Origin of the sequence: Dendronalium sp. ChiSLP03b (assembly GCF_034531165.2) — a bacterium.
In the GTDB taxonomy this organism is placed as follows: Bacteria; Cyanobacteriota; Cyanobacteriia; order Cyanobacteriales; family Nostocaceae; genus Dendronalium; species Dendronalium minutum.
In genome coordinates, this window is record NZ_JAVRBR020000106.1 from 11,797 (window position 1) to 34,920 (window position 23,124).

Sequence of the window (23,124 nt, forward strand, 5' to 3'; positions counted from 1 at the left end):
TCCCCTGACAAATGACAACTGCCCTTTAATCTCACAGTTCAATGACTGCCTTAACTTGCATGTTGGTTAAGTCGGCAGCTTTTTGGCTAGAAGCATCATCTAATCGGATATGGACTTCTATTACTCTGTTATCAATATTGCTGGATGGGTCAGTATTAACCACATTCTGCCGTTGCACTTGTAAACCTTTGCGTTCTACCGTTCCCTGCAATTCACTAGGTAGGACATCACTAATTACTCGTACTTGTTGCCCCGATCGCACTTTGCTGATATCACTTTCGTAGATTTCGGCTACTACATACATTTGATTGGTTTGCCCGATATCGGCAATGCCATCATTTGATACTAATTCCCCTGGATGGGTGTGAATCTCAAATACTTGGCCATCTTGAGGCGATCGCACGTAAGCTTGTTTTAAATTTGCCTCTGCCCGATTCATGGTTGCTACGGCATGGCTAACTTCTGCTTTGGCAGCTTCTACATCTACTCCTCGCACTTCCGCAATTCGATTCAGTGTGGCTGTGGCTTCTTTTAATTGTTGTTGGCTAGTTGACTGGATGCGCTGTAATTCTGCCTGTGCTGCTTGTAATTGTTTTTGAGCTGTTTCTAGAGTTAAGCGCTTGCTATCCCTTTGAGAGGCAGAGATTGCTCCTTGTTGGTACAGCACCTGATAGCGTCGATTTTCTGCTTGAGCGTTACCCACTTCCGCTTGCAATCGAGCAACATTTGCTACTTGGGCTTTAATATCTCCTTGGCGTTCTGCTGCGAGGCGGGCAATGGTTGCTTGTTGGGCTGCAATTTCTCCGGGTTTAGCACCTGCTTGTGTGCGAATCAGGTTTGCCTGCTCCACTTTTACTTGTTCCTGTGCTTCTTTTAATGCTGCTTCTAAGCGATCGCGACTGTCAAGAATTGCTATCACCTGCCCTGCTTTAATCCTATCTCCCTCCTTCACCAGCAACTGCTCTACTCGACTCCCATCAGTAGACGTGGTAGCAGATAATTTAATTACATTTCCCTTCGGCTCGAACCGTCCCAAGGCTGTTACCGTTTTTAGCTCTGGCAATACTGTTGCCGGAGATTGTGCCTTCTGATTAGAAGGTTCTTGAAATTTCAGTACCGTATAAATACTGCTTCCGATTACAGTCAAAGATACAATAATAGCTATAAAAATGCGCGGACGTAGAATCGACTGAGGAGATATTGAACGGCTTAGCTTTGAATTTTGCACAATAGCATACCTTTGAAGCAATTCCAAATTCGCTGATTTAAATGAGGGAAAAATCGAATTTTGGTAAATGTCCCGATTGAAGAGGCAGAGGGGCAGAGGGGCAGGGGAGGCAAGGGGAGATGAGGGGGATGAGGGAGTAATTTTCCTAGTCCCCAGTCCCCAGTCTCCAGTCCCCTGCCTCCTTCATTTGTATGCTTAACAAACAGAATGATCTGTAAGATACAAAACTAAACTGTATAGTTATATAATAGGATTATACTAAACTGGGTAGTTTAGTCAAGCGATCGCTCTTAACTATTGGTTGTCTGCTGACTGTGCCAGACAAGCTTTTGAGCCAGGTGTGACAGAGTAGAGAAATTCTTAAGACTATTTACAAAAAAGGATTATTTAGAAATGGCACGCCCAAAAGTTGGAGAAATAGATCGCTCAAGTTCAGCAGATAAAGTAGAAAAAATTCTGCAAGGGGCGATGCAGGAGTTTCTAGTCAATGGCTACGCTGCCACCAGTATGGATAAGGTAGCAGAGGCAGCGGGGGTTTCTAAAGCCACGGTGTACAGCCACTTTCAGGATAAAGAAGGACTCTTTAAGGCACTGATAGAGAAACTGGCAAAAAAGCGGTTTCACTCTGTTTTAGGAACGCAACCCTTGGTGGGAGAACCCTATATCGTACTGCGGCGTTTAGCAAAAACTGCACTGGATCAGATGGTCAACGACCAGGAATATCAAGCATTTGAGCGACTTTTGATTGGGGAGTCAGCGCGGTTTCCTGAGTTAGCTCAGGTTTTCATTCTCAGCATTGCTAAACCAGCTATAGAGACTATCAGTAAATATTTAGCCTCTTGTTCTGAACTCCAGATACCCGACCCAGATGCAACAGCAAGGATTTTGATTGGATCATTAGTGCATTTTGTGATGACTCAGGAGATTATGCATGGTAAAGATATTATGCCAATGGAAAGCGATCGCCTGATTGATGCTTTGACACACCTGATCGTCAACTGCGCTGATTGAATGTAACTTCTGACATTTTTATTTTGCAACCAAGCGCTATGTAAAAGCTAAAACTCTCTTATTGATAATTTATCCAAGATTCCCAAAAAACATAAATTGATAGTATTCCTAAAAAAATACGAAGCACAAGGCTGACAACCGAATCTGGTAGTTTTGGTAGTGTGCGAGTACTCATCTGAACGCCTAAAAGACCTCCACAACCTAAAATTAGACCTTGAACAAACAAAATATTTCCCTCTAATGTATGTCCTGTGCAGGCAGCTAGAGCAGTAATCACAATCACACCAAGACTAGTCTGAATTGCTACTTTAATTTCTTCTCCTAGGAGTAACATTTGTAGCGGTACCATAATCGTTCCGCCACCTAAGCCAAAGAATCCTGCTAAAATTCCTGCTGCTCCTCCAGTACCAATTTTAGAAAGTAATGGGTTAAATTCTGGCACTGTTTTCTCTGCTTGCTTTAAAACAAGTTCTTTGCGAAGCTCTATCAAATAAATATTAGTTAATAATATTATCCCGAAGGTAAAAAGGATGATGTAAGGTGGAATTTTATTAGCGAAATAGACTCCGATTCCAGTAGTTAAAAAAGCTGGAATTCCTAAATAAATTACTCGTTTAAAGTCAAAGTAACCCATCCACCAATTCTGCAAACTTCCAGAAAGTGAAGTAATAACAATCGCAAGGCTACTAGTAGCGATCGCTTGCACAGGACTATAACCGAGTGTGACTAAAAGTGGAATTGTGATAATACCGCCACCGATTCCTAAAAGTCCAGCTATGACTCCAGATATTAGACCCCCAACCCCTAAAATCAACCAGCTAAAATCAATCGTCAATAGGTCTTCCATAGAACTAATTAAAGTTATTAAGCTTAAGCTAACCTTGTACTGTCACTGGATGGCTAACAACGCCTCCATAGAGCAATCCAACATCATTCCACGGAACTGTACTCGGCTGTGTATTACCCAAGTTGTCAGTAGCACGAGCTTGTAGAGAATACTTCCCAGGAGTTGGATTCCAATCAATATCCCATCGCACCCATGCAAAAGGAAAATTGGGTTCTCTCAATCGTGCAAATTGCCAGGTTCTGCCACCATCGAGACTGACTTCCACGCGTACAATCTTGCCTTTCCCAGACCAAGAACGTCCGCGCAGCAGGTAATTTCCAGCAGAAAGGGTAGCCGGCCAAGCCAACTCAAAGGCACTCTTGACATTTTGATAAGTAATTAGCTTACCTTTATAGGGTGAAATAGCTGGGTAATCTGGGCCAATCAGCACCATCTGATTTAGTACCCATTGGGTATATATAGGCGTTTCGGAAACTTCAATGCGTTCAATCCATTTGACATTGGCGTTTCCTGCCCAACCGGGAAATATCACGCGGCATGGCTGACCGTGGTCTGGGGGTAACGGTTCCCCATTCATGGCATAGACAATGAGGGAGTTATCTGCTGTTGCTTTAGCGATGGGAACTACACTGCTGAACTTGGATTGTGTCCCTTTTTCATCCAGCGAAGCCAAATCTGCCCCCTCAACTAATACGTCCCTGGCAGTGGATTTCAATCCGGCTCGTTCTAACAAGATGCTAAGTGGTACACCAGTCCACTCAGCTACGCCAATAGCCCCCAACCTCCACCGCGTTCCCGAAAGAGGTGTGTTGTAAGCCTCTTCAAAGAAGCGCCGACCATTGGCAGCACACTCAATGGCACTAGTGACTGAGATTGATGGCATAGCGATGATTTCATCGTATGTAAACTCACAGGGAACAGAAACGCCAGTTCCCTCAATCCGCAAACGCCATGTAGATGGGTCAAAAGCAGGAGGTGTATTGCGGTTGTGAACGTAGAACCAATCGTTTGGCACTAAATAGCCACGCCCATACATTGTTTCCCAGTTCATCTCTAATGTGCCTTTGCTATGAGAGATATATCCTGGTGGCAATGGCTTCAGTATCTTACTACCCTTGGTTTTGGAAGCATTTGATGTGTTTATCTGACTACGAGCAGGCAGAGGTCTAGCTAACCCTCCAATGGCTGTTCCTCCAAGCATCGTGGCTAGTATTCGTAGAAAGCGTTGGCGCGAAATACCTGCTTCTATGCTTTTTTGCCAGATGTACTCATCAACCCGTGCTTTTATATAATCCTCTTGGTCAAAGAGGTTTTCATCACTCAAGCTATTACCCTCTTGTAATTCAATATTTTTAGGTAGCAAAAGAGTTTAAGTCTACTTTTGCTACCCGATAAGTAGTCGGACAAAATTAAATTCATTGTTAGAAATAGGGAACTTTTAAATAGGGAACGGACAATAAGAAAACAAGGTGTGTAATTAATTTTGTCTAGGTACTTATTCTTCCCAAATATAAGTTTTGGTACGAACAAGGAGTAAGACTACCTATCAATCGCTGTCCAAACACCAGTTGTCTGATTCTGGGTGTAGTGGGGTAAGTAATAATCTAATCCATTTTGGGCTATTTCCGAAATCGCATAAAGGAAGCGATCGCAGTCTTCAAGTGTGTTATACACGGCGAAGCTAGCCCGGATAATGCTAGGAATGTTGCGTGTAATTCCACTTTCAACTTCTTTAGCAATCTCGCAGTCTTGCTCGTCGGAAATATTCTTGAGTTTGCGAATGTATTCGTATGTGCAGAATGCTCCAGCTCGCACCCCGATGCCATATTCTTGTGCCAGAATCTCTGCCACTAAGCGTCCGTCAAACCCATCAATATCGAAGGGAATCACATGAGCTAAATTATCTCCTGGGATATGTACTTTCACACCAGGAATGGCCTGAAGTCGTGTGAATGTGAAGTCAACTAGAGAGTGTTCGTATTCAGCAATGCGATCGCGTCCCAGCTCTTCTATAATCTGAATCGCTTTTGCTATGGCAATAGCACCCATTGCGTTTGGCGTTCCTGGATCGTGTGCCCGTTCTGTGTAAAAACGCTTGATTTCGAGGTTTCTGGTAATGTAGGGCAGGTTTCCACCGCCAATTTGATAAGGGTAAGAGCCGTCAAAAAACTCCTTCGGCCCTAGCAAAACTCCTGTTCCATAAGGAGCATACATCTTGTGTCCGGAGAAAGCGACAAAATCTAAATGACATGGATCGTCATCTGCACGCATGTCTACCCGCTCGTGTTGGATTAATTGACACACGTCAGCAAACATCTTCGCACCATATTTATGTGCTAAAGCCGCAAGTTCGTAAATAGGTGGTCTATAACCTGTAATAGTCGAAGCACCTGTAATGGTGAGTAATTTGATTTGCTCGGCTTTCGAGCGATTTTGGTGTGCCTTGAAGATATTTTCAATTTCAGCAAGACTCACACTTCCGTCTGGTTGAGTTCTATATTGGACAACTTCATCTCTAGTTACCCAAGGCAGCAGATTTGAAGAATGCTCAATATCAGAGACTAAGATTTTTCCAGGTCTTTTTGCCCACAGTGTGGCGGCTCCATTGATTGCTTCTGTTGTATTCTTCGCAAAGATGACATAGTTCTGTGAGGACGAATTCACAAACTTCCGAATGATATCCCGACTTGCGTCATATTCTTGCGTTGTAATGATGGACTTTTGCCCAGAACCTCGATGCACGCTGCCATAGGTATCAAGCATCTCGTTCACGTACTGCTTCAGGCTAGCAAAAGGAGTAGTTGTGGCTCCATTGTCTAAGTTGATGTACCTGACATACTTACCGTTACGAGTCTTCACCCTAAAAGATAAAGACTCATCTGTGAATAAGGGTCTGATTTTCTGGTTCCAAAAACTATCAAGATGGTCTGCCAACAGTAACGATTGTGCGGGTTCTTGCCTGCTGTTTGTGCTGAATGCAAGTGTATCAGTCATTTTTTGTACCCTTATTTTCAGTTTGGAATTTTTCGACAAACTTAACTTCCACAGAGATTTATCCAAAGCAACAAAAATATTAATCTCCACTATCTTTAGTGTTTAGCAGTACTTTGTTGCTCGGTTAAAACTCAGTAGTTTTAATGATTTTTTAATAAAAAACTAGAAAAAGTAGCCGTGATTATATTTAATTCTTAAATTTTTATTTACATTTATTATACATTGTATAAATAATATTAAATAAATTAAGTATATTTTAAAATATTTCTTGTAGTTATTAAAAAAACTAAATGTACTGTAAGTGAATTTATAGTAAATTTTTTTCCTAACGAAGCCTGAAACTGGCTCCTAGAAAAGTATTTATCAATTAAAAATTCTGTACTAATTTTTGATAGACCTTTAGGAATATTTTATTAATTAGCTGATAAGCTATGTTTATAAAATAACTATATACCTAAGTAATTATAAGTAATTATCAAGACATGATAACTTTACGGCTAAAGTAAAAGCTCTTAGCTGTTTGTTGACATTGATGGCATTTGTCCAAAATTCTCGGATTATCTATTATTTGAGGGTTATCAATCTAGCATCTATCTTAAGTTAGAAACAGATCAGTATAAAAATGTCTTGAAAAATACATTATTATACATATCTTAGGTTAGATGCAAATATTGTAAAAGCAAGGTATAATATATGGTCTTTGTCCGGCAGTGGAGAAGTTAGAGGAGTTAATATTGCAATTGGCGACGGGGATTTTCAAGACATCACCCAAACCCCGATCGCCTTTAGAAACTAGCTACTCAACGCCTTTAAGAACCGTTGTAAACTCTTGAACATACTGGGTTTTTTCGTAGGTACAGCCTCTGCCGTTGTTTGCGAGTTTCCCTTCATAAGGATAAAATCCAAATCATCGCCTGAAGGTTTTTTCGGTAATTCGGCGATTTTTTGATACTCGCCGCTATTTTCCACCCATACTTCCCACTGTCCGGGGTAACAGCGAAATACAGCAGTTTCCTCATCTACAGGACGCAGGTAATAGCAGGATTCGATAGTGCTGAGGAAACGATCGCGGATTTGCCTGGCAGCGTAACCAATACCCACAACCCCAGAATCTTCAAGGCGAGGATTTAAAATGACTAAAGGGCGATCGCCAATTTCTTGACATAGCTTTTCCATTTGCGGGACTTCTACAGAAGTAGGGGCAACGAACAAGAAAATTTCATCTTCTGGCTGAATTTTTGTCTGTAGAGAAGCCGCCCTTCCCGTACCGATATCTAAAATTTTAAATGGTGCATCTGCCCAATCGCGACGGGCGAGGGCAGCACCGCCAGCATCGGCCAAGAAAACCTTCAAGCGGGACTCATATTCTGCGAACACTGGTAAAAAATCTTGTGCTACTAGTAGGTGTTTAAGTTCTGGAAACAAAAACTCAACTTGTAGGCGAGTATAGCCATCTGCGAGGGCAGCTTGAGTAGCTAGGCGCGATTGGGCGATCGCATCTTCAAGACTGTTGGGAAGTTCGCTCATAATCTGTATCGTGCTGTAGTGTCTACTTTCATTGTTTCAGGATTAGTTGACTAAGATGATTGAGTGCGGCAGTAATTCGTAATTAAGAAAGTTAGATTTAATATGGGTTTACCAGCTTGCACCTGTAGCCCTATCCTTAGAGAATTCGTCTAATGTCTAAAAAGCCCCCTCAAAACAGTTTCTTTGCCTCACACACTAATAGCCGTCACTCAGACAAATGGCACGAGAGGGTAGCGCAAGTAGCATATCGCTTTAACCGACAGTATCAAAATGAATCCTTTGAGCTACCAGCAGAAGTACAAGCAATGCCAATATATCAAGAGTGGGTTGCTGGTATATTGCCAGGGAGAATTGTTTCTCCTTTCTGGGAAATTGCTCAACCGCAAAAGAACCAGCACTGTTTGGATATTGGCTGTGGTGTCAGTTTTTTGATTTATCCTTGGCGAGATTGGCAAGCATTTTTTTATGGGCAAGAAGTTAGTAATGTCGCACGGGATACTCTCAATTCTCGTGGTTCGCAATTGAACTCAAAGTTGTTCAAAGGTGTTGAGTTAGGCCCGGCTCATTACTTAAACTACTCTCAGGATCAATTTGACTTGGCGATCGCTACAGGATTCAGTTGCTACTATCCACTCGAATATGGGACTGCCGTATTGGAAGAAGTCAAACGAGTGTTAAAACCAGGCGGACATTTTGTGTTTGACATCCTTAATCCAGAACAGCCTTTAGCAGAGGATTGGGCAGTTCTAGAAACTTACTTGGGTGCGGAGGTGTTTCTAGAACCTGTGGCTGAGTGGGAAAAAACGATTAAAGCTGCTGGTGCTAAGGTAGTTGCGCGGCGATCGGGAGAATTATTTGATTTGTATAAGGTGCGATTTTGATACAGTGGACATCATTAAAATTGAGTGGCAGTTAAAAGTAACGCAGGGATGTGTTAGCAAAGCTCCTCTGACGGAGGCTCACCACAAATTAAGCTTGTTGTCAGATGGTCAACCAGTTTTGTTCGCTTAGACGTTGCCAAGCTTTGCGAATATGTTCCGGCTTAAATAGCTTACGCTTACGATCGCTCCATTCATGCACCAAAGCGATCGCTCCTTCACTATCTGTTGCTGGGTTGGGATGTTTGGTAGCAACCCAGTGAACTGTTGCTAATAATTCCATCCCGTATGGCGTTTCAAAGCCATATATAAGTTTACTAACTCGCTTTAAATGCTCTTGCGCTTCTGTTTCTGTTTCTAAAAAAGTCTTTGCTGCTTCTCTACCTTCTGGCAATACATAAATGCTTGCTCTGCCAGTACCATCACCATAACCACGAATGTAATGGCCTTCTATATGCTTCAAAACTTGGTTAAGGTTATCTGCGTAGGGGCCATATAAATGCTTTTGATAGGGCAACTTGAGCAATTCTCCAGCTTATTGGAGGAAATAGGCAAGTTTTTGAATTTCTAGCTTGGTTAACTCATAGCCTGGAATACCGTAAGCTTCTAGCAAGTGAATAATGAGGGCGCGACCACGGGTAATGTTAGGCTTTTTGGTTGCTATTTGCATGTTTTCTGCTGCTGGTGCGCCTGATGGCTCAAAAATAATTACTTGCACATGAGGCAGTTGGGCAAAGGCTGATTCTATTAAAGGCTTAACTTCTAGCCAATTTAAGCCACCGTTGCCGCATCCTAACGGAGGAATGGCAATTGAGGTAATACCTAATCTTTGCACTTCTGCAACTAAAGCTACCAATCCACTTTTGATATCTTCTATTTTTGATTTACTTTTCCAGTGACGCTTGGTGGGGAAGTTAATGATGTATTTAGGATTAAACAGGCTATCTGTTGAGACGGTAAACATCTGTCCTGGCTGGACTTCTCCTGCACGACAGGCTTTTTCGTATTGGCGGAAGTTTTCCGGATAAGCTTGCTTAAATTGCAAGGCGATACCTTTACCCATGACACCGACATTATTGACGGTGTTAACTAGGGCTTCGGCGTTTTCTTCTAATAGGTTGCCTTGCTTAAACTCAATCATCTCCCTTCACTGGCTATATGCATGTACTATAATTGTACGTTTATCTCAAAACTTTTAATAGTACCATTTAGAGTAAACCTCAACACAGGTCTGAACTTTAAAGCTTTGTAATATTTCTCTAACTTGGGTTTGAATTGCAGGGTTAATGACTCCAATTTCTTGAATCAGTTGCCAGGGAAAAAACTGATGCACTAAAAACTCGGCTTGTCGCCGACGTTTCCTATCACCGTCTTCTTGTGTATCAGCCCAGTAGTTAGCTTCCATAATTTCCCAGTCAATCACTCCATCTCCATACAAATATTCAATTTCATCAAAAAAAGCTGTATATGCCATAGCTGCGTGTCCCTCCGTACCCACAAAAGATAATCCTGCTGCGTCAACAGTTTCTGCACTGGAAACTAAATTTTTCCAGTTAATAAATCGTGTATTAATTCTTTCCTCTGAAGTTTGAGTTTATTGAGGTAGGCTTCTTCTGTTTTGTCAAACAATAGTAATTGCTTAATCAAGTATCTTCAATTTGAAGACCTTCACGCAAACCGATCGCAATCTTACTGTGTTTCTCAATTTGACCCATAACTTGCTTTGCCCGTTGAATGACTACTGCTGGTAAACCTGCCAACCGTCCCGCTTCAATGCCGTAAGATTTATCAGCGCCTCCTGGTTGCACTTGGTGCAAAAAGATGATTTGGTCGGGTAATTCTTTCACCGTGACTTGATAATTAGCTACATTCGGCAACATCCCAGCTAGTTCGTTTAATTCGTGGTAATGAGTGGCAAAAATTGTTCGCGCCCGAATCTCTGTTGCTAGATACTCCGCCACCGCCCAAGCAATGGAAAGACCGTCAAATGTTGCGGTTCCGCGGCCAATTTCATCTAGCAATACCAACGACCTCGAAGTTGCATGGTTGAGAATGTTTGCCGTTTCATTCATTTCTACCATGAACGTAGATTGACCGGTTGCTAAATCATCTACCGCACCTACACGGGTGAAAATGCGATCGCATATTCCCAAGTGGGCAAATTTAGCTGGAATAAAACTGCCAATTTGCGCCATTAATTGAATCAACCCCACTTGACGCAAATAACAACTCTTGCCGCTGGCATTCGGCCCGGTGAGGATAATCAAATCGGGGCTGTCAGTTGTCAGTTGTTGGTTGTCAGTTGCTATTTCCACTGACTCTTGACCAAGTTGCGTTGAATTCGGCACGAAGAAGCCTGAAGGTAAAGATTGTTCCACCACGGGATGACGACCATCCACAATTGCGATTTCTCGTCCTGGTAACATTTCTGGACGGCAGTAACCTTGTTGTACAGCTAATTCAGCTAAACCACACAACACATCCGCTGCCGCTACTGCACGGGAAAGGTTGCGAATTACCTCCGCTTGTTGTCCGACTTCTTCTCGCAATGTCGTGAAAATCTCGTATTCCAACTGATTTAAATCATCCCGCGCCGTGAGAATTCGCGCTTCCCGTTCTTTCAAATCTGGGGTGATGTAACGTTCTTCATTCGTCAGGGTTTGCTTGCGGATGTAATTAGCGGGAACTTGGTCGGCTTTGGCACGGGAAATACTAATGTAGTAACCAAATGTTTTATTAAATCCTACCTTCAACGTCGGAATTCCCGTTCTCGCCCTTTCGTCAACTTCTAAATTGGCAATCCATTGCTGATCTGCTTCTACAGTTGCCTTTCTTTCATCTAATTGCGGATTTACTCCCGGACGAATTAAACCACCTTCCTTAATGTGTATCGGTGGCGACTCTACAAGATGGACGTGTAATTTTTGTGCCAATTCTTCCAAGATAGGCGGCACTTTCTGCAAAGCTTTCAAAAAGGGAGAATGAGCATCCGCCACTAAGCGGGATAATTCAGGTAAGCGTGAGAGGGAATCTGCCAATGCTACTAAATCTTTAGCATTAGCAGTGCCAGAACCCGCCCTTCCCGTTAGTCGTTCTAAGTCATAAATTTGCCGCAACAACTGCCGCAAATCTTGACGTAGAGGCATATTTTCCATCAGTTCTTGGATTGTATCTTGCCGCGAGCGAATACCTTTAATATCTAGTAGAGGTTGCAGCAACCACCGCCGCAAAGCCCGACCGCCCATTGCTGTACTGGTTCTATCCAATGCCCAAAGCAAGGAACCGTGAAAAGTGCCATCCCGGACGGTTTGGGTAATTTCTAGGTTACGGCGGGTTTGGTTGTCAACAATTAGATAATCGGTAGTTGTATAGGTGCGTAATCTCTGTAAGGAAATAGGGTTTTCTTTTTGAGTATCTTCCAGGTATTCTAAAAGACCGCCAGCGGCACGGACGGCGAGGGGAAGATGATCGCAACCAAGTCCTTCAAGCGATCGCACTTTAAATTTCTGCAATAATTTTGGTCTAGCTTCGCCTTGGGAAAAAGGAACTTGCGATCGCAAGCTATAACAAAATGATGGCGGCAAACATTGCGGTAAATGTGGCGAAGTTTCTCCCGGACGCAGCAAACTACCCAAATCGGGGGCGTTAGTGGGAACCAGCACCTCCGAAGGCTGCAAACGCATTAATTCTTGTGTGAGGTGTTCTAAATCGCTGCCTTGAGTTGTGAGGAATTCTCCCGTTGATATATCTGCGTAGGCTAATCCCCAATGATTTGCCGCAATTACCACAGCCGCTAAGTAATTGTTGCGACTGGATTTTAGCATTCCTTCTTCCAGCAACGTGCCTGGAGTCACGACGCGAGTCACCTCGCGCCGCACTAATCTACCCGCGGCTTCTGCTGCATCTTCAACTTGGTCGCAAATTACCACTGCATAGCCTTTTTCTACCAGCAGCGTTGTGTAGCGTTCCCAAGAGTGGTGTGGCACACCGGACATCGCCACCCGTCCCTGTTCTCCAGCTTGTTTGCTAGTCAGAACTAATTCCAATTCTTGCGCTAAGGTAACAGCATCTTGGAAATAGCATTCAAAGAAATCTCCTACCCGATACAGCAACATCGCGTGGGGATATTTATCCTTAGTTTCGACATAGTGCAGGTACATTTGACTTAGCTTGCTGCGGTCTACCTGTCGATGGTCGGCAATAAAAGTACTTGGGTCGGGCTTGTAAGATGGAGTTTCAGAAGAAGAAGCGGTCATAGATGCTAGGAGTTACGCACAAAAAAGCCACAATATCCGATGATAACGTGATGTGAAAGTCCAAGGGCGATCGCTCAAGGTTTTTTTACCCTTTTGTGCGACTGCTGAGGCGTGTGGGTGGTTGTAGTAGGTATGGTTGCTGAGATTTTAGCTTTAATTGAAAAACTTAGCAGCTAAATTTTTCAATGCTGAATTGATAGTGCTTCTCCCTGTGCATCAATTCCTATTAACTGACCACTGCGTGATTCACCCCCCCTTGAGAAAGACCCCTGCGAACTCTGGCATAGCCACTACAAGTTCTAATTCATCTGCTTTGATTTGTGTCCCCCGGATTTCTCACTTGTGAAAAATCCGGGCTATGTGATTTCGATGCTTGGCAAAATTTTTGGCTTAGGTATAACGTACCCAAAAATACCCAAAATTTTAGGGGTTATTAGCTATCTCCTTACTTGTTTGAGAGCTTAGAACCCCTGATTTACCGTTGAAGTGACTGATTGTTGAGAGTGCCAGGAACCAGACTTGAACTGGTGACACGAGGATTTTCAGTCCTCTGCTCTACCAACTGAGCTATCCCGGCGGGGACTTTTTGGTTAGCCACGATTAATAAATGTAGCAAACATATAATAATTTTGCAAGGGCTTGAACAGAAAAAATTTATGCTGCTTTCAATCCCAACTTAACCCAGATAAATACAGCTACAAAAAGTAAAAACTGAACAAGAACAATACTGGGGCCAGAGGCAAGATTGAAAAGACCTGACGCGACGATGCCGACGATGCTGCTGGTGGAACCGAATATTACTGACATGACGAGAAAGTGGCTAAAGTGGTGACTCATCAGTTTGGCCGTGGAAGCGGGAATGACTAAAAATGCATTCACCAGTAAAACACCGACAGCTTTAATTGCCACAGCAACGGCTAATGAAAGTAAAACTACAAATCCATAGCGATACAATTGAACTGGAATGCCTTGAACTTGTGCAACATCGGGGTTAAGTGTCAACAAAATTTGTTGTCGCAGAGTTGATAGCAAGAATATACTGCCTCCTAGAAGCACAAGCAGCGTTAAAATCAAATCTATGGAATCAATAGCGAGAATATCGCCAAACAAGATACCCATCAAGTTGCCGCGATATCCTTGGATGAGGCTGGTGAGAATTATGCCGATCGCTAATGCTCCAGATAGTACGATACTAAGTACGCTATCGCTAGCTAAATCGGTTTTGTCAATAAAGTAAAGGACAACAACACCAAAAACTAGGGTAAAAGGTAACAGCATCCAAGTAGGATTTAACTGTAGTAATACACCTAATGCTACGCCTACTAATGCTGCATGACCAACGGCATGACTAAAAAATGATAATTGGCGCAAGGTAACAAAACTGCCAAGTAAGCCCCCAAGTATTCCCATTAATACAGCACCTGCGATCGCACGTTGCATGAACGGGAACTGCAACAACTTTATCAACTCATTACTATTAGTAACGGCTAGCCCTGCTATCTGGCAATCAAAATATAAATGCATACGTCTGCATACGTCACTTTATACGCGTAATTTCCCTGTTCTGTAAGTCTATAATTTAACCACATAAAGTTTTGAGTTTTAAATTAAAAACGCAGCACTTAATTATGATGATGCTGGTAGCGACTGAATCCTGGACCGTAGGTTGCTAACAGGTTTTGGGGTGAAAGAGCAATTTCTGGCTGGCCGGTACAAACAACGGTTTGATTGAGGCAAAGGACGCGATCGCAATGGCGGCTTACCATATCAATATCATGGGAAACTTGCAATACAGTCCAACCTTCCTCACGCTTTAGCTCATTTAGCAAGGCATAAAAATCTGCTGCGCCTTGCACATCGACTCCAGCAAACGCTTCATCTAATACCAAAAGTTTTCGAGGCATCACTAAACAGTAAGCTAGTAATACCCGTTTAAGTTGACCACCGCTAAGAGTACCAATAGCTTGATGTCGCAGATGATAAGCATCGGTTCGCTGTAAAGCTTTTACTACTGCAGCTGATTTTTCCCTATCTTGTCCCCAGAGTCTCTGAAAAAATGAATTTCCTCTTTTGTTTTCAAGCATCCATCCCAGTCCTACCAATTCACTGACGGAGATGGGAAAGCTGCGGTCAAAAATGAAATTCTGCGGCATATAGCCCAACAGGCGACGTAAACTTCTTAACCTTGTAATTGGGTAACCAAATATTTCAATATTACCAGCACTTCGTGGAATTAAATCTAATACTGCTTTTACCAAAGTACTCTTACCAGCACCGTTGGGGCCAACTATCGCTGTATCTGTTCCTGATAACAATTCAAAGGAAACATCACGAACGGCTAAGTAACTGCCTTGATATACAGTTAATCCCTTGACTTTTAAAATAGGAATTTCATTTGTCATTTGTCATTTGTTATTTTTCAAAAAGGTGGGAATTTATAAATTACCTCTTAACTTGGCACTCATTTACAAGCAGTTTCCAGAGTTTGTAAGTTAGCTTTCATTGCTTTCAAATAATATTGTGGATATGTCTCGCCAGTTTCCAAGGAGTTCAGCGGGCGCAAAGTTAACTTCAAGTCTTTGGAAAGGCTAGTTAGTAATTTGTTATCTACCCCTGGTTCGCTAAATAAAGCTTTAACTTTATACTTTTTTACTACATTAACGGCATTTTGCACATCTGCTGGGGAAAGTTGGTCTTCAGGAATTTCCACTACGGCAACTTGTTTAAGATTATAGCGTTGAGCTAAGTAGGGAAAGGCATCATGAAAAGTGACAAAGGTGCAGTTGGGAGTTTTCTGCAAGTTTTGTTGAAATTTACTATTTAAACTTTCTAATTCCTTAATATAAGCCGCGGCATTTGCTTCATAAGTAGCTTGATTTCTAGGGTCAGCTATAATTAATCCATCCCGAATATTTGTTACTTGCTGTTTTGCTAAAACTGGATCTAACCAAATGTGAGGATTTCCTGCGGCGTGTTCGTAGTTGTGGTCTTTTTCTTCTTTTGCTGTTTTTTCCACAGGTGAAATTTCATTTAAAGGTTTAATACCTTTGCTTGCATCAATTTCAGTCAATTTGGGATTTTGGGCATTTTTTATAGTGTCTGCGAGAAATTCTTCTAGCCCCAAACCATTTTTGACTAACACATTCGCAGTGGCGATCGCTTTCACATTGCTTGGTGTCGCTTGATACTCATGTACTTCAGTACCTGGAGGTACTAAAATTTCTACATCTGCTGCATCCCCAGCCACCGCCTTAGTAAACAAATAAATCGGTAAAAACGTCGTTACTACTTTAGTTTTTTCTGACTGCGCTAAAGGGGTTGATGCCGCTTCCTGTACTAGCGGCGACTGCTGAGAATTTGTTGTTTGACTTGTGTTCGATTGGTTACAGCCAGTAGCTATTGACAATATAAGCATTATCAGGGACAAGATACCGCTTCTTTGTCTGCTTGCTCTGTGTCCTATGCGAGCCGGAATCACTGTATTTTCTCCTCCAGAAGGATGCTTGCTCTGCTTTTAGCAAAGTTTTGCTTGACAATGAGACTTATTCTACACTGCATATTATAATAATTATCATTCTCATACAATACAGACAACATTACTTCTGTGTAAGCGATCGCAACAGAATTTTCCTAGGGGTTGCTGTTGTTTGCTGAGCTTATCTAGTGAATTATGGTTTTTTGACTTTTGATGTTAAAAAAATTGGTCACTACTGATAATATTGAGAACAGTTTTCAATAAAAAGTACTCCACAAAAGTGTGGTGTGGATACAAATAATAAGAAATTAGGTGTGAGGAAAAAAATGCAAGATTCATGGAAATATCTGCTAGCTAGTCCAGCAGCTTGTAGCATGATGATATTTGCTGCTAATGCTGTATTTGCACAAGAAATACCTACAACATCAAAAACCAGTGAACTCCAAGTTGTAGTCAGTCCAGCAAATAAAATTGAGAATTTTCATCAAGATCGGGTAATGGCGCAAGTTACCTCAGTATCTCAGTTATCGGACGTACAACCAACAGACTGGGCATTTCAAGCTTTGCAATCACTCGTGGAACGTTATGGTTGTATTGCGGGTTATCCAAATAGTACTTATCGCGGTAATCGGGCACTGACGCGATATGAGTTCGCCGCGGGTTTGAATGCTTGTCTCGATCGGGTGAATGAACTGATTGCCACTGCCACTGGCGAATTAGTAACAAAAGCAGATTTAGCCACACTGCAAAAACTGCAAGAAGAATTTTCCGCAGAACTGGCGACATTACGGGGTCGCGTGGATTCACTAGAAGCAAGAACCGCTGAATTAGAAGCGAATCAATTCTCAACCACGACTAAACTGCAAGGACAAGTTGTCGCAGTCGTCAGCGATGTTTTCTCAGGAGATAATGTTAACGGTGCGGAAATTACAGACAAAAATACAACTCTTGGGGCGCGGGCACGCATTGAACTTGTGACCAGCTTCACCGGGGAAGATACACTATTTACCAGAATCCAAACTGATAATATTCTTAGCCCTGACATTGGTACACCAGAAGGCAACTTATTCTTTGCTGGTGAAGATGGTACTAACGACGCTTTTATAGATGCGCTGTTTTACAGATTTCCTCTGGGCGAAAGGACAGAGGTAATCGCCATTGCCAACGCGGGTGCAGCAGATGACCTTACCAGTACCGTGAATCTTTTTGACGGTGATGGTGCTTATGGTGCTTTGTCCACTTTTGGTACGCGCAACCCAATTTATGGACAGATAGGTGGTGCAGGGTTTGGAGTAACCCACGAGTTCGGCGATAAATTAGCACTAAGTCTAGGATATTTGAGTGGTACAGCTAACGACCCATCTCCCAAGAATGGTTTATTCGATGGTGCTTATGGCGCGCTAGCCCAGTTGACTGTTAAACCAAGCGATCGCATTACTGTTGGTTTAACATATATCAATTCCTACAAACAGCCACTACTTACAGGTAGCAATGCTGCAACTTTTGCGAATCTAGCAACCTCCCAAGGTTTAGAGGATGTGGCATTTTCCAGTAATTCTTACGGTGTCCAAGCATCTATCGGCATTAGCGATCGATTTGTCTTAGGTGGTTGGGCTGGATACACAACCAGTCGTACCTTAAGTGGAAGTCGTGGAGATGTTGACATTTGGAATTATGCGGTCACCCTCGGCTTCCCTGACCTTGGCAAAAAAGGTAACTTGGCTGGTATTATCGCTGGTGTGGAACCGAGAGTAACAAGTTCCAGCGTTGCCGGATTGGATGAAGATGACGATACTTCGTATCATCTTGAGGCATTCTACCAGTACAAGCTGAGTGACAATATTACCATTACTCCAGGAATTATCTGGCTGACATCCCCAGATCATAATAATGACAACGATGATGTTGTGATTGGTGCCCTGAGAACTACATTCAGTTTCTAATTTTTAAAATCTTACAAAAAGACGCGAAGAAAAACTTCGCGTCTTTTTTTGCGTGATATCAAAATAAAAACCCAGCAAATTTACTGGGCCTGACATCTGAAAACGACATTTATAATTTTTTAGAGTGTCTCAGCAGATGTTTTAAGCCATCTTTGATTTCCGCTTGACAAATGAGCCTGCACCCAAAGCACCGAAAGCTAGTAAACCCAACATAGAAGTAGGTTCAGGAACACTAGCTAATTTATAGCTATGGTTATCAGTTTCAAATGCATAACCAGTCGATCTGAGAACCACCTTGTCAAAGGTTTCTCCTTTACCAGCTAACAAATTAATGTAGACATTGTTAGCATTGCCACTCTGTTCGCCATTGGCTGGGGCACCAGGAACATCTTTGCCACTAAACGTTTTTAGCAGGGTACCGCCACTGTATACATCCACAAAGTTATAGTCATCTATTGATCCCCAGTAGAAGCCGAAGTAATCAAGAGCCTTAGCAAAATTAATAGCTACAGAACCAGTTCCGCCAGCAACATTGCTTACTGGGGAAATGGTGAGATATTTGCTAGTGTTGCCAAAAGGGCTAGCATATTGACCACTTACATTGCCTTGGACAATTCCATTGGTTGCAGAGTAAGTAACATCTCCAGAAGAGGGTGCTACGCCGTCATTAAAGTTGATCGTTGTAGCTCCTTGAATATTAGTGTATTGACCTTCTCCAGCAACAGGTGTGGAACCTCCCTTAGTTAAGCTAACAGCACCAGCTGGGTTAGCACCCATGAAAACAACTGCTGTTCCAACCAAGGCTAATGACAGTTTTTGCAGAATAGACATCGATCAATTTCCTGAACTTTTGCTACCCATAGCTTGGCACGTTCAGTTTGCATTTGTGTAGTGTTGTGGTAGTTTTTTTACCAAAAAAATGTATTTCAATGTCTGAATCTAAAGAGGGGAAAAAGCTTATCAAAACCAAATGTTCCAAGATTTTCCTTTTGATAAAAAGATAAATAAATATACTTACGAAATCTATAAAAACGTATTAATTATTGATGCTAAATGGCAATTTTTAAGTAAAGTCTACTATTCTTCAAGCCCATGAGAAGCAGGAAAAAGAAAATATATAGTGGATTTAACGGAGTTGAAAGATAAACAACGTGGAAATTACTGAGAATAAATGTACAATTACTATCTACAAGCCAATCAATACTCTCTGATTAGTGTTCTTGATTTTGAATATCCCTTAATCTCAACTTTATCCATTTTCGCAGAACGCGATGCCTGCGGTAAGCCGCTAAAAAACGTCTTTGCATACGCTAAAATCTTTATGGAATCTAGTACCGCAGAGCGGAATTCAAAATTCAAAATTTAAAATTCAAAATGAATGCAATGTAAGCATTTCATTGATTTTGAAGGGGTGGTTTATTTACGCCGTGCTGTACTAGGGTTTGTATTTTTAGATTTCATCAAAACTAATGATGTAGGAAAAAGTTTTTGCCACAAAGTTAGAATTTTTGCCAAATAACAAAGGTTATGTTCTTTGATTTGGATAAAGTCGAGTTAATGATACATTGTTTCCAAAACGGGTTTGAAAAGGCAGGTAATGGTAACAATGCTCATATCCAGCCCACACAGGAAAACTTTGCAGGTTAAAAAAAGACCAGCCTCCCACAGCTGGTCTAACATATGTTTTTTCGCGTTGTCTTCTCAATAGAGTTAAAACCCAATTGCGCGTTCCCAAAATGCAACGGGCAACTTTTCTTAACAATATTGTAACAGCCAACACAGTTTTTTCGTAAAGATTTACCAAAAAAAGATGTACCCAAAGGAAATTAGCCTCTATCTTTTAGAATATTTCAAAAATGCCAAAGGATAGAAGGGAGTAGGGGGCAGATGAGGTGTACGAAGCAGAGGGACATAGGGGCAGAGAAAAGATAAAACTCCTAACTCAGGACTCCCTTGTACAGACGCGCTTAATCGCGCTCCCTTGTACAGACGCGATCAAGCGCGTCTGTACTCAGATCCAAACTCAAGCGGTCAAGAATAAAAGCATATTCAAAAGCCAGCTCTCGCAAGCTTTCATAACGCCCGGATGCACCGCCATGCCCTGCACCCATGTTGGTTTTTAGCAAGAGAATATTATTATCTGTTTTGAGTTCTCGGATTTTGGCTGTCCACTTGGCGGGTTCCCAATATTTGACACGAGAATCGTTTAAGCCAGCAGTAATCAGTAAATCTGGGTAATCTTTCGCTGTGATGTTATCGTAAGGCGAGTAAGATTTCATATAGTCATAATAAACTTTGTCGTTAGGATTACCCCACTCTTCCCATTCCATAGCTGAGAGGGGTAGGGAGGTATCCAGTATGGTAGTCACGACATCTACAAAGGGGACTTGGGCAACTACTAATTTAAACAGGTCGGCACGTAAATTGATGACTGCTCCCATCAATAAACCGCCTGCGCTACCACCACTAATAGCTAGGCGATCGCTCGCTGTCAAACCTTCGGCAATCAAATACTCCGCACAGGCGATAAAATCTGTAAAGGAATTCTTTTTCTGCAAAAATTTGCCTTCTTCATACCACTTCCGTCCCATTTCTTCGCCACCACGAATATGGGCAATGGCAAACACTACTCCTCGATCTAGCAATGAAAGTTGAGTTGAGGAAAAGGATGCAGGGTAAGACATACCATAAGCACCATATCCTGTGAGTAACAAGGGATTTTTGCCATCTTTTTTGATTCCCTGTTTGTAAACGATAGAGATAGGAATCTTTGTCCCATCTTGGGTAGTAGCCATCAGCCACTCGCTTTGATACTGAGTTTTGTCGTAGCCACCGAGAACTTCCGTTTCTTTTTTCAATTCCCGCTGATTTGTTTCCATGTTGTAATCGAAAACAGATTGCGGTGTAATTAAAGATGTGTAATTAAAGCGCAAGATATTAGTGTTAAATTCCGGATTGTTACCTTCATACAACTCGTATGTTGGCTCAGGAAAGTTAATATTATTTTCATTACCTGTCGTTAGGTTTTGCACCCTGACAGTTGGTAGTCCACCCTTTCTTTCATAAATTACCAAGTGATTGCTAAACAGGCTCACCCCTGATAAAAGTACATCTTCTCGATGGGGAATTACAGTTTGCCAATTCTCTTTCCCTGGTGAATTTACCGGAGTTCGCATCAGTTTAAAGTTGATGGCTTCTTCATTAGTAATGATGTAGAAATAATCGTTATGATGGTCAATGCTATATTCTATACCTTGAATTCGTGGGTGAATTAATTTAAAATCCCCACTAGGACTATTTGCATCTAAATAATGGACTTCTGTTGTGATACTACTATTTAAAATTAGCAAAATGTATTCTTGACTGCGGGTTTCAGTAACATATAAAGGGTAAGCATCATCGGGTTCGTGGTAAACCAACACATCTTCTGTAAAAGAAGTGCCTAAAATGTGTCTAAATAGTTGATAAGGACGGTTAGCGGCATCAATTTTTGTATAAAATCCTGTTTGATTATCATTGCCCCAAGCGAAAGAAAAATAAGTATCAGGGATAATTTCTGGATATAACTGATGTGTATTCAGGTTAAGAAAGAATAATGTATATTCTTCAGAGCCACTGGTGTCAACTGAATAAGCTAATATTTGATGATTAGGGCTAACTGCAAATACACCTAATTCAAAAAAATCATGTTCTGTGGCTAATTCATTTTCATCTAATAAAATTTCTTCAGCAGCATCTAAACTACTTTTTTTACGGCAGTAAATGCGATAAGCTTTGCCTTCTTCAGTGCGTGAATAATAATAATAATCATCTTTACGGTATGGCACTGACAAATCAGTTTCTTTAATCCGAGCCAACATTTCATCGTAAAGTTTGGTTTGCAGCACTTCCGTATGCAGCATCATCTCTGCGGTGTAAGCGTTTTCTGCTTCCAGATAATCGATAACTTTTGGGTTGTCGATATCGCGTATCCAAAAATAATTATCCACTCGGCGATCGCCATGCAATTCTAAAATCTGCGGCTGCCGATCGGCAACAGGAGGCTTGACCGCATTTCGTAGGATATTTTTTTCATTCATAAGTCAATGGTCAGTTGTCAGTTGTCAGTTGTCAGTTGTCAGTAGTTAAGAGGCAGAAAAATTATCTTTTTCCCTGCGTTCCCGCGTCTCTTTCATCTCCCCAGCCTCCTTCACATACCAGAAACTTCTGTCTGGCGATGCGATTTTCTTTTCAAGGTACACAAACCAATTGCTGGTATGACTCCGAGAATAATAGCTGTAACTCCTTGTTGGCTCCAATACAATATCGCAGTACGAATCACTTCAGGAATTAAATATTGCACAACAGACAGCAACCAAATCAAGATACTAATGAAGAAAAAAGAGAGCGATGGCAAAAAAATCCACCACCAAGCGCCTGCTGTGTAGCGCTGCAACACTAACCATTGGAAAAGCCCCAACCAAATTCCGGAAACAATATATAAAATTGTTGACAAAAAGCCAAAAATTATGCCTAATTCAGGAGATAAAGCTTCATTTAACGAGGCGGCAATGGATGAAATGTAGCCAATCCAGGCTGTAGCAACGCTGGTGGCAATCAGCCAGCCTGCACTGGTAGCTAGCATCCATAGCCAAGGCAAGAGATAGTGGCGCAAAGCTAAGGCTTGATCGGCACCGAAAACTACAGCAAACACAACACTAGTGAGTAATCTAATCCAGATGCCCCATGTTGGCTGCACAAAAACTTCAGGTGGCAGGCTTTGCAGGAGAATTCTCTCTAAAGCTATGCTGATGATGCCACCCACAACCCATCCCAGGATGGTCATGAGGGTAAACTGGAGAAAAAACTTCCGTCGCTGCGATCGCGGGATCAACAACCTACCTGGGCTGGAATTACTATTAGTAGATGCAATATTAGATGGACTGGGACTATTAGAGTCAGATTGCATATGAAGTTAAGTAAAGC

The 23,124-nt window shown here is 42.0% G+C and carries 18 protein-coding genes and 1 tRNA gene; 3 read left to right on the forward strand and 16 right to left on the reverse strand.

What is annotated here, in order from left to right:
• Positions 1–31: 31 nt before the first annotated feature.
• Entirely contained in the window at positions 32–1,228 is a 1,197-nt protein-coding gene (locus tag RMY31_RS24935) for an ABC exporter membrane fusion protein (RefSeq protein ID WP_322665967.1), read from the reverse strand.
• A 393-nt stretch (positions 1,229–1,621) separates the two neighbouring features.
• Between RMY31_RS24935 and RMY31_RS24940 the strand changes: the two genes are divergently transcribed.
• A complete protein-coding gene (locus tag RMY31_RS24940; RefSeq protein ID WP_322665969.1) occupies positions 1,622–2,239 on the forward strand; it encodes a TetR/AcrR family transcriptional regulator in 618 nt (205 codons plus the stop codon).
• Positions 2,240–2,297: 58 nt separating this feature from the next.
• On the opposite strand, the gene RMY31_RS24945 is transcribed toward RMY31_RS24940, so the two are convergent.
• The 4 genes from RMY31_RS24945 to RMY31_RS24960 all read right to left on the reverse strand — a co-directional run bounded on the left by RMY31_RS24945 (position 2,298) and on the right by RMY31_RS24960 (position 7,607).
• A complete protein-coding gene (locus RMY31_RS24945) occupies positions 2,298–3,086 on the reverse strand; it encodes a sulfite exporter TauE/SafE family protein (RefSeq protein WP_322665971.1) in 789 nt (262 codons plus the stop codon).
• 28 nt (positions 3,087–3,114) lie between these two features.
• Entirely contained in the window at positions 3,115–4,449 is a 1,335-nt protein-coding gene (locus tag RMY31_RS24950) for a sulfite oxidase (RefSeq protein WP_322665973.1), read from the reverse strand.
• Between the two features lie 176 nt (positions 4,450–4,625).
• On the reverse strand, positions 4,626–6,080 hold the full coding sequence (locus tag RMY31_RS24955) for an aminotransferase class V-fold PLP-dependent enzyme (protein ID WP_322665975.1): 1,455 nt from the start codon (positions 6,078–6,080) through the stop codon (positions 4,626–4,628).
• A 792-nt stretch (positions 6,081–6,872) separates the two neighbouring features.
• Complete coding sequence (locus RMY31_RS24960; protein ID WP_322665977.1) at positions 6,873–7,607, reverse strand: DUF1995 family protein; 735 nt, start codon at positions 7,605–7,607, stop codon at positions 6,873–6,875.
• A 152-nt stretch (positions 7,608–7,759) separates the two neighbouring features.
• Here RMY31_RS24960 and RMY31_RS24965 point away from each other — a divergent pair, with 152 nt between their 5' ends.
• Complete coding sequence (locus tag RMY31_RS24965) at positions 7,760–8,488, forward strand: class I SAM-dependent methyltransferase (RefSeq protein WP_322665978.1); 729 nt, start codon at positions 7,760–7,762, stop codon at positions 8,486–8,488.
• Between the two features lie 100 nt (positions 8,489–8,588).
• Here RMY31_RS24965 and RMY31_RS24970 read toward each other — a convergent pair whose 3' ends face one another.
• From RMY31_RS24970 to RMY31_RS25005, 8 genes are all read right to left on the reverse strand, one after another.
• Positions 8,589–9,011, reverse strand: coding sequence for a hypothetical protein (locus tag RMY31_RS24970; protein WP_322665980.1), 423 nt, complete (start codon positions 9,009–9,011; stop codon positions 8,589–8,591).
• A gap of 9 nt (positions 9,012–9,020) precedes the next feature.
• On the reverse strand, positions 9,021–9,626 hold the full coding sequence (locus RMY31_RS24975) for a macro domain-containing protein (RefSeq protein ID WP_322665982.1): 606 nt from the start codon (positions 9,624–9,626) through the stop codon (positions 9,021–9,023).
• 54 nt (positions 9,627–9,680) lie between these two features.
• Positions 9,681–10,058: a DUF4433 domain-containing protein gene (locus RMY31_RS24980; RefSeq protein WP_322665988.1), complete on the reverse strand. Its 378-nt coding sequence runs from the start codon at positions 10,056–10,058 to the stop codon at positions 9,681–9,683.
• A 70-nt stretch (positions 10,059–10,128) separates the two neighbouring features.
• On the reverse strand, positions 10,129–12,741 hold the full coding sequence (gene mutS, locus RMY31_RS24985; protein WP_322665984.1) for a DNA mismatch repair protein MutS: 2,613 nt from the start codon (positions 12,739–12,741) through the stop codon (positions 10,129–10,131).
• A 504-nt stretch (positions 12,742–13,245) separates the two neighbouring features.
• Positions 13,246–13,318, reverse strand: a tRNA-Phe gene (locus RMY31_RS24990).
• A 77-nt stretch (positions 13,319–13,395) separates the two neighbouring features.
• The gene (locus RMY31_RS24995) at positions 13,396–14,265 is read right to left on the reverse strand and encodes a metal ABC transporter permease (protein WP_322666163.1); all 870 of its coding nucleotides are present in this window, start codon (positions 14,263–14,265) and stop codon (positions 13,396–13,398) included.
• Positions 14,266–14,363: 98 nt separating this feature from the next.
• A complete protein-coding gene (locus tag RMY31_RS25000) occupies positions 14,364–15,143 on the reverse strand; it encodes a metal ABC transporter ATP-binding protein (RefSeq protein ID WP_322666165.1) in 780 nt (259 codons plus the stop codon).
• A gap of 59 nt (positions 15,144–15,202) precedes the next feature.
• Positions 15,203–16,156, reverse strand: coding sequence for a metal ABC transporter solute-binding protein, Zn/Mn family (locus RMY31_RS25005; protein ID WP_322666167.1), 954 nt, complete (start codon positions 16,154–16,156; stop codon positions 15,203–15,205).
• A gap of 386 nt (positions 16,157–16,542) precedes the next feature.
• On the opposite strand from RMY31_RS25005, the gene RMY31_RS25010 reads away from it, so the two are divergent.
• Positions 16,543–18,159 carry an iron uptake porin gene (locus RMY31_RS25010; protein WP_322666169.1) on the forward strand — a complete coding sequence of 539 codons (1,617 nt, stop codon included), beginning with the start codon at positions 16,543–16,545 and terminating at the stop codon, positions 18,157–18,159.
• A 141-nt stretch (positions 18,160–18,300) separates the two neighbouring features.
• On the opposite strand, the gene RMY31_RS25015 is transcribed toward RMY31_RS25010, so the two are convergent.
• The 3 genes from RMY31_RS25015 to RMY31_RS25025 form a co-directional block, all read right to left on the reverse strand.
• Positions 18,301–18,990 carry a PEP-CTERM sorting domain-containing protein gene (locus RMY31_RS25015; RefSeq protein WP_322666170.1) on the reverse strand — a complete coding sequence of 230 codons (690 nt, stop codon included), beginning with the start codon at positions 18,988–18,990 and terminating at the stop codon, positions 18,301–18,303.
• Between the two features lie 1,136 nt (positions 18,991–20,126).
• A complete protein-coding gene (locus RMY31_RS25020) occupies positions 20,127–22,238 on the reverse strand; it encodes a S9 family peptidase (RefSeq protein WP_322666172.1) in 2,112 nt (703 codons plus the stop codon).
• A 110-nt stretch (positions 22,239–22,348) separates the two neighbouring features.
• Positions 22,349–23,107 carry a hypothetical protein gene (locus RMY31_RS25025; protein WP_322666174.1) on the reverse strand — a complete coding sequence of 253 codons (759 nt, stop codon included), beginning with the start codon at positions 23,105–23,107 and terminating at the stop codon, positions 22,349–22,351.
• Between the last annotated feature and the right edge of the window lie 17 nt (positions 23,108–23,124).

Coding starts and splice junctions, on each gene's coding strand:
- RMY31_RS25000 (WP_322666165.1), bottom strand. CDS start 15,143: ATGACAAATGAAATTCCTATTTTAAAAGTCAAGGGATTAACTGTATAT.
- RMY31_RS24975 (WP_322665982.1), bottom strand. CDS start 9,626: ATGATTGAGTTTAAGCAAGGCAACCTATTAGAAGAAAACGCCGAAGCC.
- RMY31_RS25010 (WP_322666169.1), top strand. CDS start 16,543: ATGCAAGATTCATGGAAATATCTGCTAGCTAGTCCAGCAGCTTGTAGC.
- RMY31_RS25005 (WP_322666167.1), bottom strand. CDS start 16,156: ATGCTTATATTGTCAATAGCTACTGGCTGTAACCAATCGAACACAAGT.
- RMY31_RS25015 (WP_322666170.1), bottom strand. CDS start 18,990: ATGTCTATTCTGCAAAAACTGTCATTAGCCTTGGTTGGAACAGCAGTT.
- RMY31_RS24965 (WP_322665978.1), top strand. CDS start 7,760: ATGTCTAAAAAGCCCCCTCAAAACAGTTTCTTTGCCTCACACACTAAT.
- RMY31_RS24960 (WP_322665977.1), bottom strand. CDS start 7,607: ATGAGCGAACTTCCCAACAGTCTTGAAGATGCGATCGCCCAATCGCGC.
- RMY31_RS24995 (WP_322666163.1), bottom strand. CDS start 14,265: ATGCATTTATATTTTGATTGCCAGATAGCAGGGCTAGCCGTTACTAAT.
- RMY31_RS24940 (WP_322665969.1), top strand. CDS start 1,622: ATGGCACGCCCAAAAGTTGGAGAAATAGATCGCTCAAGTTCAGCAGAT.
- RMY31_RS25020 (WP_322666172.1), bottom strand. CDS start 22,238: ATGAATGAAAAAAATATCCTACGAAATGCGGTCAAGCCTCCTGTTGCC.
- RMY31_RS25025 (WP_322666174.1), bottom strand. CDS start 23,107: ATGCAATCTGACTCTAATAGTCCCAGTCCATCTAATATTGCATCTACT.
- RMY31_RS24955 (WP_322665975.1), bottom strand. CDS start 6,080: ATGACTGATACACTTGCATTCAGCACAAACAGCAGGCAAGAACCCGCA.
- mutS (WP_322665984.1), bottom strand. CDS start 12,741: ATGACCGCTTCTTCTTCTGAAACTCCATCTTACAAGCCCGACCCAAGT.
- RMY31_RS24945 (WP_322665971.1), bottom strand. CDS start 3,086: ATGGAAGACCTATTGACGATTGATTTTAGCTGGTTGATTTTAGGGGTT.